We start from the raw sequence: 21,252 nt of genomic DNA on the forward strand, positions 1-21,252 counted from the left end.
GTTATCAGCATCAGCAGAGATCAGATTTACATTAGCATTCGTAGCGTCTTCATTGGCATAAGTAAGTTCACCAGCATTGATTCCTAAAGCTGTAACCGTTTCATTAATATCTTCTGTATCACCATTTTCATTTTCATAAGTAGCAATGGTATTACCCGTTGCTGCATTACCAGTGATGGTAGTAATGGTTCATCAATATCTACAGCAGTACCATCAGCTTCAGTTACAGTAGCAATACGATTACCAGCGATCACATTAGTAATAACGATACCGTTAGTGTCAATAGTCACATCGGTACCATCATTATTGGTGAATGTATAGGTACCATTCATGTTATCAGTGATATCAGCTTTAGCAACAGTTTGTACCGTACCATCTTCATTAGTATAGGTTACAAATCCATTTCCAAGGTCAGTAAGATTCGTTACTGTTTGTGCAGCAGACACATCTACGAATAGGGCACCATCAGTTCCAGCAGTGATGCTGTTATCAGCATCAGCAGAGATCAGATTTACATTAGCATTGGTAGCGTCTTCATTGGCATAAGTAAGTTCACCAGCATTGATTCCTAAAGCTGTAACCGTTTCATTAATATCTTCTGTATCACCATTTTCATTTTCATAAGTAGCAATGGTATTACCCGTTGCTGCATTACCAGTGATGGTAGTAATGGTTTCATCAATATCTACAGCAGTACCATCAGCTTCAGTTACAGTAGCAATACGATTACCAGCGATCACATTAGTAATAACGATACCGTTAGTGTCAATAGTCACATCGGTACCATCATTATTGGTGAATGTATAGGTACCATTCATGTTATCAGTGATATCAGCTTTAGCAACAGTTTGTACCGTACCATCTTCATTAGTATAGGTTACAAATCCATTTCCAAGGTCAGTAAGATTCGTTACTGTTTGTGCAGCAGACACATCTACGAATAGGGCACCGTCAGTACCAGCAGTGATGCTGTTATCAGCATCAGCAGAGATCAGATTTACATTAGCATTCGTAGCGTCTTCATTATCATAAGTAAGTTCACCAGCATTGATTCCCAAAGCTGTAACCGTTTCATTAATATCTTCTGTGTCACCATTTTCATTTTCATAAGTAGCAATGGTATTACCCGTTACTGCATTACCAGTGATGGTAGTAATGGTTTCATCAATATCTACAGCAGTACCATCAGCTTCAGTTACCGTTGCAATACGATTACCAGCGATCACATTAGTAATAACGATACCGTTAGTGTCAATAGTCACATCGGTACCATCATTATTGGTGAATGTATAGGTACCATTCATGTTATCAGTGATATCAGCTTTAGCAACAGTTTGTACCGTACCATCTTCATTAGTATAGGTTACAAATCCATTTCCAAGGTCAGTAAGATTCGTTACTGTTTGTGCAGCAGACACATCTACGAATAGGGCACCATCAGTTCCAGCAGTGATGCTGTTATCAGCATCAGCAGAAATCAGATTTACATTAGCATTGGTAGCGTCTTCATTGGCATAAGTAAGTTCACCAGCATTGATTCCTAAAGCTGTAACCGTTTCATTAATATCTTCTGTATCACCATTTTCATTTTCATAAGTAGCAATGGTATTACCCGTTGCTGCATTACCAGTGATGGTAGTAATGGTTTCATCAATATCTACAGCGGTACCATCAGCTTCAGTTACAGTAGCAATACGATTACCAGCGATCACATTAGTAATAACGATACCGTTAGTGTCAATAGTCACATCGGTACCATCATTATTGGTGAATGTATAGGTACCATTCATGTTATCAGTGATATCAGCTTTAGCAACAGTTTGTACCGTACCATCTTCATTAGTATAGGTTACAAACCCATCATTAAGGTCAGTAAGATTCGTTACTGTTTGTGCAGCAGACACATCTACGAATAGGGCACCGTCTGTACCAGCAGTGATGCTGTTATCAGCATCAGTAGAGATCAGATTTACATTAGCATTCGTAGCGTCTTCATTGGCATAAGTAAGTTCACCAGCATTGATTCCTAAAGCTGTAACCGTTTCATTAATATCTTCTGTATCACCATTTTCATTTTCATAAGTAGCAATGGTATTACCCGTTGCTGCATTACCAGTGATGGTAGTAATGGTTTCATCAATATCTACAGCAGTACCATCAGCTTCAGTTACAGTAGCAATACGATTACCAGCGATCACATTAGTAATAACGATACCGTTAGTGTCAATAGTCACATCGGTACCATCATTATTGGTGAATGTATAGGTTCCATTCATGTTATCAGTGATATCAGCTTTGGCAACAGTTTGTACCGTACCATCTTCATTAGTATAGGTTACAAACCCATCATTAAGGTCGGTAAGATTCGTTACTGTTTGTGCAGCAGACACATCTACGAATAGGGCACCATCAGTTCCAGCAGTGATGCTGTTATCAGCATCAGTAGAAATCAGATTTACATTAGCATTGGTAGCGTCTTCATTGGCATAAGTAAGTTCACCAGCATTGATTCCTAAAGCTGTAACCGTTTCATTAATATCTTCTGTATCACCATTTTCATTTTCATAAGTAGCAATGGTATTACCCGTTGCTGCATTACCAGTGATGGTAGTAATGGTTTCATCAATATCTACAGCAGTACCATCAGCTTCAGTTACAGTAGCAATACGATTACCAGCGATCACATTAGTAATAACGATACCGTTAGTGTCAATAGTCACATCGGTACCATCATTATTGGTGAATGTATAGGTACCATTCATGTTATCAGTGATATCAGCTTTAGCAACAGTTTGTACCGTACCATCTTCATTAGTATAGGTTACAAACCCATCATTAAGGTCAGTAAGATTCGTTACTGTTTGTGCAGCAGACACATCTACGAATAAGGCACCGTCAGTACCGGCAGTGATGCTGTTATCAGCATCAGTAGAGATCAGATTTACATTAGCATTTGTAGCGTCTTCATTGGCATAAGTAAGTTCACCAGCATTGATTCCTAATGTAGTAACTGTCTCCAAGTTCTGTACTAAAGCTGTAAGATCAAGCTGTGTAACCACACCATCTTCATCGGTGTAATCGATGTTAGTATCATCAGCATTCAACGCAATAGAGGTAAGAGTTTCCAGATTAGTAACATCAATAACAGTAGTACCACCATCTTCATCGGTATAGGTAAACGTACCGTCTGTGTTTTCAACGATAGTGGTTAAGGTCTCCAAGTTTTGTACTAAAGCTGTAAGATCAAGCTGAGTAACCACACCATCCTCATCGGTGTAGTCGATGTTAGTATCATCAGCATTCAACGCAATAGAGGTAAGAGTTTCCAGATTCGTGACATCAATAATGGTAGTACCACCATCTTCATCGGTGTAAGTAAACGTACCGTCTGTGTTTTCAACGATAGTGGTTAAAGTCTCTAAGTTTTGTACTAAAGCTGTAAGATCAAGTTGAGTAACCACACCATCCTCATCGGTGTAGTCAATGTTAGTATCATCAGCATTCAACGCAATAGAGGTAAGAGTTTGCAGGTTGGTAACATCAATAACGGTAGTACCACCATCTTCATCGGTGTAAGTAAACGTACCGTCTGTGTTTTCAACTAAAGTGGTTAAAGTCTCTAAGTTTTGTACTAAAGCTGTAAGATCAAGTTGAGTAACCACACCATCCTCATCGGTGTAATCGATGTTAGTATCATCAGCATTCAACGCGATAGAGGTAAGTGTTTCCAAATTGGTAACATCAATAACAGTAGTACCACCATCTTCATCGGTATAGGTAAAGGTGCCGTCTGTGTTTTCAACGATAGTGGTTAAAGTCTCTAAGTTTTGTACTAAAGCTGTAAGATCAAGTTGAGTAACCACACCATCCTCATCGGTGTAATCGATGTTAGTATCATCAGCATTCAACGCGATAGAAGTCAGTGTTTCCAGATTTGTGACATCAATAACAGTAGTACCACCATCTTCATCGGTGTAAGTAAAAGTACCGTCTGTGTTTTCAACGATAGTAGTTAAAGTTTCTAAGTTTTGTACTAAAGCTGTAAGATCAAGCTGAGTTACGACACCATCCTCATCGGTGTAATCGATGTTAGTATTATCAGCATTCAACGCGATAGAGGTAAGCGTTTCCAGATTCGTTACATCAATAACAGTAGTACCACCATCTTCATCGGTGTAAGTAAAAGTACCGTCTGTATTTTCAACGATAGTGGTTAAAGTTTCTAGGTTTTGTACTAAAGCTGTAAGATCAAGCTGTGTAACCACACCATTTTCATCGGTGTAATCGATGTTAGTATCATCAGCATTCAACGCGATAGAGGTAAGCGTTTCCAGATTGGTAACATCAATAACAGTAGTACCACCATCTTCATCGGTGTAAGTAAAAGTACCGTCTGTGTTTTCAACTAAAGTGGTTAAAGTTTCTAAGTTTTGTACTAAAGCTGTAAGATCAAGCTGAGTTACGACACCATCCTCATCGGTGTAGTCAATGTTAGTATCATCAGCATTTAACGCAATAGAAGTCAGTGTTTCCAGATTGGTAACATCAATAACTGTAGTGCCACCATCTTCATCGGTATAGGTAAACGTACCGTCTGTGTTTTCAACCAAAGTGGTTAAAGTCTCTAAGTTTTGTACTAAAGCTGTAAGATCAAGCTGAGTAACCACACCATCTTCATCGGTGTAGTCGATATTGGTATCATCAGCATTCAACGCAATAGAGGTAAGAGTTTCCAGATTCGTTACATCAATAATGGTAGTACCACCATCTTCATCGGTGTAAGTAAAAGTACCGTCTGTGTTTTCAACAATAGTGGTTAAGGTCTCCAAGTTTTGTACTAAAGCTGTAAGATCAAGTTGAGTAACCACACCATCCTCATCGGTGTAATCGATGTTAGTATCATCAGCATTCAACGCAATAGAGGTAAGAGTTTCCAGATTCGTTACATCAATAATGGTAGTACCACCATCTTCATCGGTGTAAGTAAACGTACCGTCTGTGTTTTCAACGATAGTGGTTAAGGTCTCCAAGTTTTGTACTAAAGCTGTAAGATCAAGCTGAGTAACCACACCATCCTCATCGGTGTAATCGATGTTAGTATCATCAGCATTCAACGCAATAGAGGTAAGAGTTTCCAGATTCGTTACATCAATAATGGTAGTACCACCATCTTCATCGGTGTAAGTAAAAGTACCGTCTGTGTTTTCAACGATAGTGGTTAAGGTCTCTAAGTTTTGTACAACATTGGCTAAATTAATGGTAGTAATTACGCCGTCTTCATCACTATACTCCAAGGCTGTTTCACTTGCATTAAGGCCTAGCGAAGTGAGAGTTTCCAAGAAAGTAGTATCGATTATCGTTTGAGTGCCAGTTTCATCTGTATAGGTATAAGTGCCATTACCGTTGTCAGTAAGAGTAGAGATACTCGTATCTGCAATAGTGACAATATTTCCATTTGCATCACTGAAAGTGTAAGTACCATCCGCATTATCAATTAATACAATACTTCTAGTTGCCGTATTCAATTCATCAATAGCATCTTGTACGTTCAATGCACTCAAACCTGATGTAACATTATTGTAGGGATCAGAGTTTGCACTGGTATCAATAACGACGGTTCCTCCGTTGATATTTGTAAAAGTATAACTACCGTCATTGTTATCTGTCAAAGTTCCTCCAATACAAAGACTTTCCCAGTTTCCAGACCTATATTGATACAAACAATTTTCGGTAGAATTGTATACGATAGCACCATTAAGCGGTGTAATCGCATTCATCTCGGCAGTTGTCACCCGTGTAACAACAAGTACATTGGATGTACTTTCCAATTCTAAAATCGAAAAAGGATCAATACTATTTGGATTATCACCAATTTTTACTTGTGAAGTGGCGTAAAGTGAACCTAAAAAAATGAAAAAATAAACTAGGGATCTCATATCTTCTCTTTGAATTACATACGAAAATATCTAGCATAAAGTTTTTTCTAGTAATTAAATATCACAATTGTTTAACAATCGTTAAAAGGAATTTTTCTCTGATTAAAAGCTCTTTTTGTAGAGTTTATTTTGTGAATTTGGTTGTTTGGGTTAACTGTAAGTTTTCCTATTTATGCTTTCGCGAAAGCGTAAAATCAAAAAACCCGAGTACAAACTCGGGTTAAATAATTTATGATTATTTATATTACACACTAATCTGATCTTCTTGATTACGGAAAATCAATTGGTCATCAAATTGATCAATTAAAACAATACTTTCAGTACTAATTTCTCCAGAGAGTATTTTTTTAGACAATTCATTCATGATCTCTTTTTGAATTACTCTTTTTACTGGTCGTGCACCATATTGAGGATCAAATCCTTTAACAGCTAATAAGTTGATAGCTTGATCTGTGGCGTCAACTGTAATTCCTTGTTTTGCGAGCAATTTAGTTACACTCTTCAACTGTAATTTTACAATTTCTTTTATTTCAGCTTTTGTAAGTGGGGTAAACATGACGATATCATCAATCCTATTGATAAACTCAGGTCTTACTTGTTTTTTGAGAGCTTGAAGAACTTCATTTTTGGTTTGATCGATTAATTGTTCATCAATCACATTTGCGTTTTCAAATTTATCTTGTATGGCATGGGCACCCATGTTTGATGTCATAATGACTATGGCGTTTTTAAAATCGGCTACTCTACCTTTATTATCAGTAAGTCTACCTTCATCTAGGACTTGCAATAGAATATTAAAAGTATCTGGATGAGCTTTTTCAATTTCATCCAAAAGAATTACTGAATAAGGTTTACGTCTTACTGCTTCAGTAAGCTGTCCTCCTTCGTCATATCCCACATATCCAGGAGGAGCACCCACAAGTCTGCTTACGCTATGACGTTCTTGATATTCACTCATATCGATTCGTGTCATGGCGTTTTCATCATTGAATAGAAACTCGGCCAAAGCTTTAGCAAGTTCAGTTTTTCCTACACCAGTTGTTCCTAAAAATAGAAAAGAACCTACTGGTTTACGTTGATCTTGTAAACCTGCTCGACTGCGACGCACCGCATCACTCACAGCTTCGACAGCTTCATGTTGTCCTACAACTCGTTTATTTAATTCAGTTTCTAGGTTGAGTAGTTTTTCTCTTTCACTTTGAAGCATCCTTGTCACCGGTATTCCGGTCCATCTAGCAACCACCTCTGCAATGTCATCATATGTTACTTCTTCTTGAATTAGGGCTTGAGAACTGTCTTGTAACGCAGCTTGTTCTTGAAGTTTTACCAGTTGTTCTTGTGCTTCCTTGATTTTTCCGTAACGTAATTCTGCCACTTTTCCATAGTTTCCTTCTCTTTCTGCACGTTCTGCTTCCAATTTATAATTCTCAATATCTGATTTAAGATTTTGAATAGCATCAATTACAGACTTTTCATTTTCCCATTGAGCATTGAGCTCATTTCTAGATTCTTTTAAAATGGACAATTCAGAGTTTAGTGACTTAAGTTTGACTTCATCATTTTCTCTTTTGATTGCCTCAATTTCTATTTCCAACTGCATAATTTTGCGGTCAAGAACATCCAATTCTTCTGGTTTTGAATTGATTTCCATTCTTAATCTCGCTGCAGATTCATCTATTAGGTCTATAGCTTTATCTGGAAGAAACCTGTTTGTAATATATCGTTGTGATAGCTCTACAGCACCAATAATAGCATCATCTTTTATTTGTACTTTATGATGTGCTTCATATTTATCCTTGATACCTCTTAAGATTGAAATAGCACTTTCTGTGTCAGGTTCATCAACAGTAACTTTTTGAAAGCGACGTTCCAAAGCTTTATCCTTTTCAAAATATTTTTGATATTCATCTAGGGTTGTAGCTCCAATAGCTCTTAATTCTCCTCTGGCTAGTGCAGGTTTTAATATATTGGCAGCATCCATTGCTCCATCGCCACCACCAGCACCTACAAGAGTATGTATTTCATCAATAAACAATACAATATCACCGCTACTTTGCGTAACCTCTTTCACAACTGCTTTTAAACGCTCTTCAAATTCACCTTTATACTTTGCACCAGCTATTAAGGCACCCATGTCTAATGAAAATATTTGTTTTTCTTTGAGATTTTCAGGCACATCACCAGCCACTATACGATGAGCAAGTCCTTCTGCAATCGCAGTTTTACCTACTCCTGGTTCTCCGATTAACATCGGATTATTTTTAGTTCTTCTAGAAAGTATTTGAAGAATTCTTCTTATTTCCTCATCACGACCTATTACGGGATCTAATTTTCCTTTATCAGCGAGATCGTTCAAATTCTTGGCATATTTACTAAGACTTTGGTAGGTCTCCTCGGCACTGGATGAAGTCACTCGATTGCCGTTTCTTAATGACTCAATTGCAGCTTTTAAGTCTTTCACATTGATTCCTTGATCTTTCAGTATCCTTGAAACCGTTCCTGAACCTTCAAAAATGGCTAATAATAAATGTTCAATAGAAACATATTCATCATTCATTTTACCAGCGATAGATATAGCATTGTTTAGTGTACTTGCCGTATCTCTCGAAAATTGTAAGTTTCCTCCGGTGACGGTTGATAGAGATCCTAATTGCTTGTCTATTAATTGACTAATTATGGATAATTGAACACCTAATTTTTGAAAAATAAAAGGAAGGACATTCTCATCTACAAGTTGAATGCCCTTAAATAAATGTTCGTTTAATATACTTGGGTGTTGAGCCTCTTGTGCAATTTGTTGAGCTTGTTGTATCGCTTCTTGAGACTTTATAGTTAATTTATTTAAATTCATAGTATTCATTTTTATTCCTACATTAGCAACTGTTGTACCTTGTTTAATTCTTGACAAAAAGACATTAATTACCGAGTTTAACAAGACATTTTGTCTGATTTAAGTTATTGATAATACGATCATTATTGAACAAGAACTATATTTGTACCAGTTTAATAACCTATTTACATGGGAATTTTTGATAAATTTTTCAAATCACAAAGAGATATTGCCAAGGATGAAATTACTGGAATTCCTTGGGACTCTCTTGAATCAGTAGATCAATTAGATAATGTAATTCGCAATTCTAGATTAAAGCCTAAAGTTATTTTTAAACATAGTACGCGTTGTGGTATTTCAAGGATGGTTCTTAAGAATTTTGAAAATAATTATGTCAAAAATGATGTAGATGTAAGTTATTATTATCTTGATTTGCTGCAGTTTAGAGAAGTGAGTAATGCCATTGCTCAAAAACTTAATGTAGTACATCAAAGTCCTCAAGTAATCGTACTTTATCAAGAAGAGGTTTTACACAATGAATCTCATCATGGTATCGATATTAAAAAAGTACAAGAAATAGTTGCTAATAAAAATAAACCTACCTATGAGTTGGAATAGAACAATAATGCTAGCCGGTCTTTTTCTATTGTTATCCTGTAAAACAAATGTTTTTACAGGTAAAAAGACTTTAAATTTTATGTCGAACTCGCAATTGTTTCCAATGGCTTTTGCTCAATATGACGATTTTTTAAATCAAAATAATGTAGTTACAGGAACCTCCGAGGCAAAGATGATTGAAGACGTAGGTAATAAAATTAGAATTGCTGCACAACGATGGTTATCGGCTCTAGGAGAAGAAGCTTATTTAAAAGACTACAAATGGGAATATAATCTAGTTAAGGACGAAACGGTAAATGCCTGGTGTATGCCTGGTGGTAAAATTGTCTTTTATACTGGAATCTTACCAATTTGTCAAGGGGAAAGCGGTGTTGCAGTAGTAATGGGACATGAAGTAGCACATGCACTTGCAGATCACGGTGCGCAACGTATGAGTGCAGCTCAGGTACAAGCGCTTGGTGCGGTAGGTGTTGCTGTTGGGTCACAAGTTGCAGGAGCAAACCAACAAACTCAACAAATTTTGAATCAAGCCTATGGTTTAGGTTCACAATTAGGAGGAATGTTACCGTTCTCAAGATCTCATGAAACTGAAGCTGATAAAATAGGTCTTTATCTATCTGCTATAGCCGGATACGATCCATATGAAGCTCCAGAATTATGGAAACGCATGAAAGCGGCTAGTGGTGGACAAGCTCCACCAGAATTTCTAAGTACGCATCCATCTAACGATAGTCGAATAGAATTTCTTAATCAACTTGCTCCTAAAGCAAAAGAAGAAGCAAAAAAATACGGAGTTACTTCATTCAAGTAATTTTGAATCTTTACTTTTAAGGCGCTCATAAAAGAGCGCCTTTTTTTATGAAACCAACTTTACCAAAGGGTCACAAAAAACTTATAAAGGCCTGGGCATTCTATGACTGGGCAAACTCAGTTTATTCACTGGTTATAGCGAGCGCTATTTTTCCTATTTTCTACAGCTATATAAGTACTAAAGCTTATGAACAAGACAACGTTCCTGATTTATTCAAATCAGTGACCAATGAAAATATCATTATTATAACAACCGCAATTGCCTTTTTAATTGTCTCTATAATATCACCTATACTTTCAGGAATAGCCGATTATTCTGGTAAAAAGAAAAGGTTTTTACAGTTTTTCTGTTATCTAGGAGCTCTAAGTTGTTGTGGATTGGCATGGTTTAGTTTTGATTATCTATATGTAAGTTTACTTCTATACTTGCTAGCACTGGTAGGTTTTTGGGGATCACTAGTATTTTACAATTCCTATCTACCAGATATTGCTCACCCAGACCAACAAGATGCTGCAAGCGCCAAAGGTTTTTCTTATGGCTATATAGGTAGTGTGATCTTACTATTACTGTGTCTAGCGCTCATACAAGGTGGCTTTTATCCAGAAGAAGGTATTCTAGGTCTAGATGCACCGCGACTTTCCTTTGTCCTCACTGGTCTTTGGTGGATAGGTTTTGCCCAATATTCTTATGCATACCTGCCATTAGGAACAAAAAAGGATACCTCTCAAGTTAAAAACATTTTTACTAATGGATTTAAAGAGCTCAGGAAAATATGGAATCAATTAGATCATCTAGGACAATTGAAAAGATTTTTAGGAGCTTTTTTTATCTACAGTATGGCTGTACAAACTGTAATGTTAATCGCAACTTATTTTGGAACCGAAGAAGTTCTGTGGCCTATGAATGAGGAGACAGGTGAACGTGATGGCACACTAGGATTAATTGTAAGTATTTTGTTAATACAACTTATTGCGATTCCTGGTGCGTGGTTGGCTAGTAAGCTTTCGCGAAAGCATGGAAATATAAAAACTTTAATGGTCATTAATATATTATGGGTGTGTATATGTATTTACGGTTATTTTGTATACACACCTATACAATTTTATGTTACCGCGGGATTTGTGGGGTTAGTAATGGGATCAATTCAAAGTTTGTCGAGGAGTACCTACTCAAAAATGATTCCTGAAAATACCATTGATACAGCCTCCTTTTTTAGTTTTTATGATGTTTCAGAGAAAATCGGAATTGTGATTGGAATGGGTATTTTTGCATTGGTAAATCAGTACACTGGCAGCATGAGAGAAAGTATATTATTTCTAGTTGCTTTTTTTACCATTGGAGTAGTGCTGCTTTATCGAACGGGAAAAATTAAGTAAAACCATTTAGATTACAAATGAAAAGCCGTCTAGTAAAGTACTAGACGGCTTTTTATTTAATTATAAGGAATGCTATCTTTTTTCTACATCGCCACTTCCTATGATAGAAGTTTTAACCTTACTGGATTTTCCATCATACACAATATCACCACTACCAGCAATACTTGCATTAATGGTACCTCCATTACAATAAACACTAATGTCACCACTTCCTGCGATACTAGCGTCAATATTATTAGCTCTTAGACCGAACCCTTCAATATCACCGCTACCAGCTACACTAGCATCTAAATTTTCAGTACGCCCTTTTAAAATTATGTCACCACTACCAGCAACATTTACTTCTAGGTTTCTTGATTCAGTTTCAACTTCTATATTACCAGATCCAGCAACACTTATTTCCATATTAGATGATTTTAAAACAAGTTCTGAATGAATATCGCCACTACCTGCCAGTGATAAAGCTTCAATTTCTTGAACAGGTACTGTAACATAGATTCCCTTGCGAGTACTCACATTGTATCCATCCTCAATACCAATTTTTAATCTACCGCCTTTCACCTCGATCTCTATATGTTCCATGATATTAGACTCGGCCTTTACTTCAATGGAGCCTTCTTTCCCAGCAACCAATGTTACATCAATGCTATTTCTTACATTGACCTTGTCATAATCACCTACTTCAAAGGTTTTTGAAATGACCTCACCGTTTCCTTTAATTTTATCTTTTCCCCACCATTGAGCCTGAGATATTTGTACGCTTAAAAGGGCTATAAAAAGTAATGTTATATGTTTCATGATTTTTGGGTTTAATTAATTGATTTTAAGTGATACTCCACCAAAACTACTGTTGATATTGATGGTACTGCTAGCGCTAGAGCTACCGTAATGTCCTGCTTTTGATTTATCGGTCATATTTTTATTAGATCTGGTTGTTATGATATCATTGGAGAGATTGATCCCAGCAAACTCGGTATCGATATCAAAGGTGAATGATGCATCTTTATTTACACCTACATCCACTTTGGTATATTCTGCTCTTAGGATTGCTTCTTTAAAATTTCTCCCTAATTCTCTAATTCTTGCACTCCCAAATTCTGTATTCAAATTGACATATTCTGACACATTATCAATTTTTACGGTAGAATAATCACCGCGACCTGTAACCGTTCTTACAGATTCTATTTGAACTGTTGTAAAGTCATTACGAAAATTCAATTGATCCACCTCACCAAACTTTCCAGTAGTGTAATCACCACTAAATTCAATTTTGTCCGCCTTTTCAAGTTCAAATCCGCTGAAATCTGCTCTAATAGTAGCTGACTTGATATAATCAAAGTGACAGTTTTTGGAATAATCAAATTTGAGTAAGTTGTCCTCATGATGAAGGTTTCCTATATCAATTCTCCCAAAATCACATTGTATTTTTGCATGTCCAAACAAGTCATCAATTTCAACGTTGCCGTAGTCATTTGCGATGTCAATATCTGCGGTTTTGGGTAATTTTATGATATAATCAATTTTCATATTTGTCACTCTGTTGCTATTACTACTAAACAAGGCATTCCAAATGCTCGAACTTTGATTTCGATTACTAAAATCGGCATCGGTCCTTGCGATTACTCTAGAGCTACTTGTATCAAAATCTACATTGATCTCTCTTAATTTCTCTACAACATCATCTTCGTCGTCGCCACTTACTTCAACTACAACTTTGATGTCTATTTGCGCTTTATCCCATGTTGTCATTGAAACATTTCCAAAACTGTTCTCCACCTGGAGCATACAAGTTTTGTTAACCGGGAATGACTTATTAAGGGTTTTTGTCTTGGTGTACTTACCTTTATCAGGACCAGCTAAAGCTACTACTGGTACTATAAGTAAGAATACTATATTAAATAATGTTTTCATTTTCTTTTTCTAGTTTGAGTTCTTCGAGTTGTTTAATTTGCTCACGAGCTATTTCAAGTACTTGTATTCTATTTTGAAAGTTTTCTATCATCGCTGCGATGACAACTTTACTATCCTTATTTATTCTATAATCCTGCTTGATATCTTCATACTGTAGTTCTAGCTTTTCAATAGCAGCTAGCGCCTCTTCAATGATTACCGCATTTTCTGCAGTACGTAACGTATTAAGTTGTTCTAGTTCATTTTTAATCGTACTAGAGAAAAACGTTTGAGTTTGCGCAATCTCTGGCGACACTTCTGTTACAGTTGTATCGGTAGACGTCATTTTCAAACCAGCTATTCCAAGTAAAACTGCAAGAGTAGCAGCAGCACTCCATTTTAGAATTTTTGATAAAGAAAAGGTGTTATCCTTATCACCATCCTTATCTATAGGTAATGGAATTACCTTTGTTTCCTCATCACATAACTCTTCTAATTTTTCAAGAAAAGCTTCTCTATGACCATTAGGCAATGGTGTGGTGTCAAAATCTTGCTGTTGAAACCAGCTCTTCATATCATCCTTCATATTCCTCAATTTTGTTTCTTAAACTTTGTTTTGCACGAGATATCATAGTTCTACATTGTCCATTTGAAAGGCCTAGAATCTCACATATCTCTTCATTATCCATTCCTTCAATCAAGCTTAGAGTAAGTACTTGTCTATAATTTTCTTTTAGTTCACTCATTATTTCTAGTACTTTCCTAGCGGTCATTCCGGTTTGTTCCATATCGATCCCTGTATCATCTGGTTGTTGTTCCATTTCATATGATACTTCTTCATAATCTACAGTTGGCATTTTTCCTGCTTTGCGCAGGTGAGACAAACTGTTATTAATTACAATCCTTTTTAACCAGCTACCATAGGTACTTTCTCTATTCCATTGATTCATTTTTCTAAAAGCAGATATCATACTTTCTTGCATAATATCTTGCGCTAGATCAGTTTGTTGTACAATGCGCAGTGCAACATGATACATACCGTTGGCATACTTGTCGTACAACTTCATTTGTGCTCTACGATCGCCTTGCTCGCACAAGTCATAAATGGATATTTCTGTTTCTGTTAAAGTCACTTGGTCAGTGTTACGTTATAAAGATGCTACTTTTTTAAGTGTGTTACAGTAAGTGGCAAGAAATTTGAAAATTATATCAGAAAAAGGACCCTTTTCCCTTCTTTCGATGTAAGGTTATACTTGATAGTTAAGGTCAATATAGTTGTTTTACAGTTAGTTGTGGTTTGGGATTACGCTTTCGCGAAAGCGGAGAAAAAAATATTTAAATTAAACGTACAGGCAGCCCTATGACAGGTTGTCTACCTAAATGTTATTATGTTTAAACCTAAAAAATTCAATATAGACAACTTGTCACTGCAAGAATTTGATCAAGATGCGGAATTTATCCCATTATTGAGTCAGGAGGATGAAGAGGAGATGGATAGAGAATCTATTCCGGAAGTACTACCAATTTTACCGTTGCGTAATATGGTATTATTTCCTGGGGTTGTAATTCCAATTACCGCTGGTCGTGACAAATCTATTCAGTTATTACAAGATGCAAACCGTAACAACAATCCTATAGGTGTTGTAGCTCAAAAAGACGAGGAAATTGAAGATCCTACTTTTGAAGATTTACACAAAACAGGTGTTGTAGCCCGTATTCTTAAGGTGTTCAAAATGCCTGATGGTAATACAACGGTCATTATTCAAGGTAAAAAACGCTTTGAGATAGATACTCTCGTTAAAACTGAGCCTTACATGGAAGCTAGTACCAGACCTACCGGTGATACTAGACCAGAAAAGGGAGATAAGGAATTTGAAGCAATTATTGACAAGATTAAAGAATCCTCACTAGAGATAATTAAGGGAAGTCCTAATATTCCATCAGAGGCGACTTTTGCTATTAAAAATATCGAGTCTGATTCTTTTTTAGTGAATTTTGTGTCTTCTAATATGAATCTTAAGGTAGGAGAGAAGCAGCAGTTGCTAGAGATGGATGATCTTAAGGAACGAGCTCTTGAAACTTTAAGATATATGAATATTGAGCTTCAAAAACTGGAGCTTAAAAACGATATTCAATCTAAGGTTCAAAGTGATATAAATAAACAACAGCGAGAATATTTTCTTCATCAACAAATGAAGACCATTCAGGAAGAATTAGGTGGTGGAGTGAGCTCACATCAAGAAATTGATGATATGCGCCAGCGTGCTAAGAAGAAAAAATGGGATGATAAGGTAAAAGAGCACTTTGATAAGGAGTTGGCCAAAATGCAACGTATGAATCCTCAAGTTGCAGAATACTCTATTCAACGCAACTATCTAGACCTTTTCCTTGAGTTACCATGGAATGAATTTAGTAAGGATAATTTTGACCTAAAGAGGGCGATGAAAATATTAGATCGCGATCATTATGGTCTAGATGACGTTAAAAAACGTATTATAGAATATCTAGCAGTACTTAAATTGCGTAACGACATGAAATCTCCGATTTTGTGTTTATACGGTCCTCCAGGTGTTGGTAAAACTTCACTAGGTAAATCTATAGCAGAAGCTTTAGGCCGTGAATACGTAAGAATGTCTCTGGGTGGTTTGCGTGATGAAGCGGAAATTAGAGGTCATAGAAAAACCTATATTGGTGCCATGCCTGGTAGAATTATTCAAAGTATCAAAAAGGCCAAAACCTCAAACCCAGTTTTTGTTCTTGATGAAATTGATAAGTTAAGTAGCAGTCATAATGGTGATCCATCAAGTGCTATGCTCGAGGTATTAGATCCAGAACAAAACAGTGAGTTCTACGATAACTTCCTGGAAATGGGTTATGACCTGAGTAAGGTGATGTTTATAGCTACTTGTAATAGTTTAAATACTATTCAACCAGCTTTACGTGATAGGATGGAAATAATCAATGTTACTGGTTATACCATTGAAGAAAAAGTAGAAATAGGAAAACAACATTTACTTCCTAAACAACTTAAAGAGCACGGACTTAATAAAGAGCATTTAAAATTAGGTAAACCACAGATTGAAAAAATCGTTGAAGGTTATACTCGTGAAAGTGGTGTACGTACTCTTGATAAGCAAATTGCAAAAATGGTACGCTATGCTGCAAAAAGTATTGCCATGGAAGACGACTACGACATTAAGATTTCAAACGATACTATTATAGAGGTTTTGGGTTCTCCAAAACTTCTACGAGATAAGTATGAAAATAATGACGTTGCTGGTGTAGTAACTGGACTAGCATGGACAAGAGTAGGTGGCGATATTTTATTTATTGAATCCATATTAAGTAAGGGTAAAGGACAACTATCGATCACAGGTAACCTAGGAAAGGTTATGAAAGAAAGCGCCACTATTGCCATGGAATATATTAAATCAAATGCCGATCAATTAGGAATTAATCCAGAGGTATTTGAGAAGTATAATGTTCACATTCACGTACCAGAAGGTGCAACACCAAAAGATGGTCCTAGTGCTGGTATTACGATGTTAACCTCTTTAGTGTCTTTATTTACGCAGCGCAAAGTGAAGAAAAGCATTGCGATGACAGGTGAAATTACTTTGAGAGGAAAAGTGCTACCTGTCGGTGGAATTAAAGAGAAAATTCTAGCAGCTAAACGTGCTAAGATTAAAGAGATCTTACTTTGCGAGCAAAATCGCAGGGATATTGAAGAAATAAAGGAAGAGTACTTAAAGGGATTGACGTTCCATTATGTATCTGATATGAGTCAAGTACTTGAGTTAGCTATTACTAAACAGAAAGTAAAAAACGCTAAGAAATTGTAACCAAGTTTATATTCAAAAAAAATAGCCGCTTTAAAAGCGGCTATTTTTTTGTAATTATTTTTTGATCAATCCGATTTCAACTAATCTTTGATGTAGAAATTCACCAGCAGTAATATCATCATACTGTTTTGGATTATTATCATCGATACATTCTTCAAGACAATCTAAAGGCATTTCACTTCTAGGATGCATGAAGAATGGTATGCTATAGCGGCTAGTATGCCATAACTCTCTTGGAGGATTTACTACTCTATGTATAGTAGATCGTAATTTGTTGTTAGTATGTCTTTCCAACATATCACCTACATTTATAACGAGTTCATCCTCACCTGCGATCGCATCTATCCAACGACCGTCTTTATGTTTTACTTGCAAACCTGGTGCACTAGCACCCATAAGTAAGGTTATTAAATTAATGTCGCCGTGTGCGCCAGCACGCACTGCGTTATCTGGCTCTTCAGTAATTGGTGGATAATGTATAGGTCTTAAAATTGAATTCCCATTACTAGCCCAGTGGTCAAAGTAGTTTTCTTGTTTACCAATATACAAGGCAAGTGCACGTAATACATAGATACCGGTTTTTTCTAGCATTCTGTACGCCTGCATTCCAACTTCATTAAAATGAGGTAATTCTTTGACCTGAACGTTGTCAGGATATTCTTCCGTTAAATTGGCATCGGCAGCAGGTTCTTGTCCAAAGTGCCAGAACTCTTTTAAATCTCCTTCTTTCTTTCCTTTAGCATGTTCTTTTCCAAAAGAAACATAACCGCGTTGACCACCTAAGTCCTCACGTTCATATCCTTTTTTTACATCCGTAGGAAGTTTAAAAAACTTCTCCACCTCATTATATAACTTCTCTGTAAGTTCATCATCTAAAAAATGATTTTTTAAGGAAACAAAACCTATTTCTTCATAAGCATTTCCTATTTCTGTGATAAACTTCTTTTTTCTTACGGGATCATCGCTTAAAAAATCAGCTAGATCTACACTAGGAATATTTGTCATGTCTTAAATTATTAAAATTGTATATATGCTCCCAATTGTACCTCATTATTTGTTACAATCGGAGCAAATTGAATAGTATAGCTTTTCTTTGACTGGCTAGAGTATTCAACTTTATTTTTATCCTTAAATATAATATTCTTTATCATAGGATATAACCAATATCCTAATTTTGTTGAAAGAATTCCTATTCCAGCACCAGCAAGAACATCATTGAACCAGTGTTTGTCATTATAAATTCTCAAAAAACCAGTGAGAGTGGCTATTGAATAACCACCTATACTAAACCATATGCTGCGGTGACCGTATTCTTGATGTAAAAACTCTGCACCCATAAAAGTGAGCGCCGTATGGCCAGAAGGAAATGTACTTACTGATCTACCACTAGGTCGGCGAGCGCTTATATTATTTTTAGTTATCCTTACACTAGAATACATGAATAATCCAGACACTAAAAGAACACCTGTTTTGTTTTTCCAATCGTATCGACCTTTGTATCCTGCAAATTCCAATCCATAAGCACTAGCTATTCCTACAACAGGCAGGTAATCGTCCACTGTTACTTTTGAACCATCCGGTTTAAGAGACTCTCTTATTTCAACACTTAAATCTCTAATAGGACCCTTTCTTATACCGAAAGCACCAGAGGCAATTAAAAAGGTAGGTAACAATAAGGACTCATGTTTAAATTCTAAAGGCTCATTTAAATTTAAACTGTAATCAGATTGTTGACCGTAAATTTTTGGAAAAATAAACAGTGCAACCACTACAAATAAAAGAAGGTGTTTCTTCATAAATCGAGGTCAAAAATAACACACCTATTTTATTCTATAAACAAAAGCTTTTTGAAATCGATTTCGTTACATTTGATTTAAGAAATATTGTAACCTTTCTCTCATGAACGGAGTTTTAAGCAGCCCAAAGACTTTAACCGATTTATTTAAAAACGAATTACCTGATTACAAGCAAATTGAATTATATAAAAGCATGTTGTTACCTCGAATGATTGAGGAGAAGATGCTTATTTTGCTTAGACAAGGTAAAATTTCAAAGTGGTTTTCAGGAATTGGGCAAGAAGCGATTTCATGTGGTATTACACTTGCTATGCAGCAGGATGAGTATATTTTACCTATGCATCGTAATTTAGGTGTATTTACAAATAGGAATATACCGCTTTGGAAATTATTTGCTCAATGGCAAGGTAAGGTAGAAGGTTTTACAAAAGGAAGAGATCGCAGCTTTCACTTTGGCACACAAGAATACCACATAGTAGGAATGATATCTCATTTAGGACCTCAATTAGGAGTTGCCGATGGTATTGCACTAGCACAAAAACTTAAAAATACTTCAAAAGCCACAGCTGTATTTACTGGTGAAGGAGGAACAAGTGAAGGCGATTTTCATGAGGCACTCAATGTTGCAAGCGTTTGGCAATTACCTGTTTTATTTTGTGTAGAAAATAACGGGTATGGTTTAAGCACACCTACTCAAGAACAATACGCTTGTGAGCATATAGCAGATCGTGGTCTAGGTTACGGTATAGAATCCCACATTATCGATGGAAATAACATTATAGAAGTATACACTACCGTAAGTCGTATTCTTGATGATATTAGAGAAAATCCTAGACCGATTTTATTAGAATTCAAAACATTTAGACGTCGTGGACATGAAGAGGCTAGTGGTACAAAATATGTTCCAGAGGACTTAATGGCTTATTGGGAACAACAAGATCCTGTTACTCGTTTTGAAGAATTCTTATTAAATCAAGGTCTAATTACAACTGATCGTGTTGAGGAAATAAAGCAACAATTTAAAACTGATATAAATGAAGGTTTAGATACCGCTTTCGCGAAAGCGTACCCAACACCATCCACGTTACAAGAAATTGATGACGTCTATAAACCACATGTGTACAAAGAGATAGAGCCAGGAAAATCAACACAAAATATCAGATTAGTTGATGCCATTAAAGATGGTCTGTATGAAGGCATGAAAAGATATGAAGACCTAGTAATCATGGGACAAGATATCGCAGATTACGGTGGAGTTTTCAAAATTACAGAAGGTTTTCTAGAAGAATTTGGTTCTGGTAGAGTGCGTAACACGCCTATTTGTGAAAGTGCCATAGTAGAGGCAGGAATGGGATTGAGCATTGCTGGCATGAAGGCAGTTGTAGAAATGCAATTTGCCGATTTTGTGAGTAGTGGTTTTAATCCGATAGTTAATTATCTAGCAAAATCTCATTACAGATGGCAGCAAAATGCCGATGTTGTGGTACGCATGCCTTGTGGAGCTGGAGTAGGAGCAGGACCTTTTCACTCGCAAACTAACGAAAGTTGGTTTTTCACTACTCCAGGTTTAAAAATCGTGTATCCAGCCTTCCCAATAGATGCCAAAGGATTACTAATAAGCGCTATAGAAGATCCTAATCCAGTGATGTTTTTTGAACATAAGGCGCTTTATAGATCAGTTTATCAGGACGTTCCAGATGGTTACTATAACCTTCCTATTGGAAAAGCTGCACATTTATCACAAGGGCAGGACATAAGTATTATTACCTATGGATTGGGTGTACACTGGGCTCTTGACGCTAAAAAAGAATTAGATCTTGATATAGACATCATAGATTTACGGAGTCTCGCACCTATCGATTATAATGCTGTTGAAAATTCGGTGAAACGCACGGGAAAAGTAATTGTTTTAGGAGAAGATAGTGCTGTAGGAAGTGTTATGAAAGACATAGCAGCACACATCGCCGATGTTTGTTTTGAGTATCTGGATGCTCCTGTGAAAGTTGTAGGAAGTTTAAATACTCCAATACCATTTGAAAAAGGGTTAGAAAATCAGTATCTAGCTAATTACAAGTTAGATGAAGTTATAAAAAATCTCCTGGAATATTAGCTTGAGAATAATATTATCCCTAATATTGTAAGTAACTAGCTAA

At 36.3% G+C, this 21,252-nt stretch carries 13 protein-coding genes; 5 read left to right on the forward strand and 8 right to left on the reverse strand.

Going from position 1 to position 21,252, the window contains the following annotated elements:
- Positions 1-83: 83 nt before the first annotated feature.
- Positions 84-5,936 carry a beta strand repeat-containing protein gene (locus tag BST91_RS04850; RefSeq protein ID WP_085774668.1) on the reverse strand — a complete coding sequence of 1,951 codons (5,853 nt, stop codon included), beginning with the start codon at positions 5,934-5,936 and terminating at the stop codon, positions 84-86.
- A 244-nt stretch (positions 5,937-6,180) separates the two neighbouring features.
- Entirely contained in the window at positions 6,181-8,787 is a 2,607-nt protein-coding gene (gene clpB / locus BST91_RS04855) for an ATP-dependent chaperone ClpB (protein ID WP_085775675.1), read from the reverse strand.
- Positions 8,788-8,955: 168 nt separating this feature from the next.
- Between clpB and ytxJ the strand changes: the two genes are divergently transcribed.
- From ytxJ to BST91_RS04870, 3 genes are read left to right on the forward strand one after another with little or no spacing between them, the layout of a single operon-like run.
- Positions 8,956-9,384 carry a bacillithiol system redox-active protein YtxJ gene (ytxJ, locus tag BST91_RS04860; protein WP_085774669.1) on the forward strand — a complete coding sequence of 143 codons (429 nt, stop codon included), beginning with the start codon at positions 8,956-8,958 and terminating at the stop codon, positions 9,382-9,384.
- Positions 9,371-10,195, forward strand: coding sequence for a M48 family metallopeptidase (locus BST91_RS04865; protein ID WP_082586868.1), 825 nt, complete (start codon positions 9,371-9,373; stop codon positions 10,193-10,195). Before ytxJ ends, BST91_RS04865 begins: the two co-directional genes overlap by 14 nt.
- A gap of 47 nt (positions 10,196-10,242) precedes the next feature.
- The gene (locus BST91_RS04870) at positions 10,243-11,571 is read left to right on the forward strand and encodes an MFS transporter (RefSeq protein ID WP_085774670.1); all 1,329 of its coding nucleotides are present in this window, start codon (positions 10,243-10,245) and stop codon (positions 11,569-11,571) included.
- 72 nt (positions 11,572-11,643) lie between these two features.
- Here the strand turns inward: BST91_RS04870 and BST91_RS04875 are convergent, their stop codons facing one another.
- Genes BST91_RS04875 through BST91_RS04890 form a run of 4 tightly spaced genes read right to left on the reverse strand, consistent with a single transcriptional unit; the run spans position 11,644 to position 14,594 of the window.
- A complete protein-coding gene (locus BST91_RS04875; protein ID WP_085774671.1) occupies positions 11,644-12,369 on the reverse strand; it encodes a head GIN domain-containing protein in 726 nt (241 codons plus the stop codon).
- A gap of 15 nt (positions 12,370-12,384) precedes the next feature.
- Positions 12,385-13,482: a hypothetical protein gene (locus BST91_RS04880; protein WP_085774672.1), complete on the reverse strand. Its 1,098-nt coding sequence runs from the start codon at positions 13,480-13,482 to the stop codon at positions 12,385-12,387.
- Positions 13,466-14,047, reverse strand: coding sequence for a hypothetical protein (locus tag BST91_RS04885; RefSeq protein ID WP_042280105.1), 582 nt, complete (start codon positions 14,045-14,047; stop codon positions 13,466-13,468). The genes BST91_RS04880 and BST91_RS04885 overlap by 17 nt, the downstream gene beginning before the upstream one ends.
- Positions 14,037-14,594, reverse strand: a complete 558-nt coding sequence (locus BST91_RS04890; protein ID WP_244895690.1) for an RNA polymerase sigma factor — start codon at positions 14,592-14,594, stop codon at positions 14,037-14,039. The genes BST91_RS04885 and BST91_RS04890 overlap by 11 nt, the downstream gene beginning before the upstream one ends.
- A gap of 255 nt (positions 14,595-14,849) precedes the next feature.
- Between BST91_RS04890 and lon the strand changes: the two genes are divergently transcribed.
- Positions 14,850-17,303, forward strand: coding sequence for an endopeptidase La (gene lon / locus BST91_RS04895; protein WP_085774673.1), 2,454 nt, complete (start codon positions 14,850-14,852; stop codon positions 17,301-17,303).
- Positions 17,304-17,357: 54 nt separating this feature from the next.
- Here lon and BST91_RS04900 read toward each other — a convergent pair whose 3' ends face one another.
- On the reverse strand, positions 17,358-18,308 hold the full coding sequence (locus BST91_RS04900) for an isopenicillin N synthase family dioxygenase (protein WP_060522524.1): 951 nt from the start codon (positions 18,306-18,308) through the stop codon (positions 17,358-17,360).
- An 11-nt stretch (positions 18,309-18,319) separates the two neighbouring features.
- Positions 18,320-19,099: a phosphatase PAP2 family protein gene (locus tag BST91_RS04905; protein WP_085774674.1), complete on the reverse strand. Its 780-nt coding sequence runs from the start codon at positions 19,097-19,099 to the stop codon at positions 18,320-18,322.
- A gap of 103 nt (positions 19,100-19,202) precedes the next feature.
- On the opposite strand from BST91_RS04905, the gene BST91_RS04910 reads away from it, so the two are divergent.
- Complete coding sequence (locus tag BST91_RS04910) at positions 19,203-21,209, forward strand: alpha-ketoacid dehydrogenase subunit alpha/beta (protein ID WP_085774675.1); 2,007 nt, start codon at positions 19,203-19,205, stop codon at positions 21,207-21,209.
- The last annotated feature ends 43 nt before the right edge of the window (positions 21,210-21,252 follow it).

This window comes from Nonlabens tegetincola, from assembly GCF_002117085.1.
Taxonomy (GTDB): Bacteria; Bacteroidota; Bacteroidia; order Flavobacteriales; family Flavobacteriaceae; genus Nonlabens; species Nonlabens tegetincola.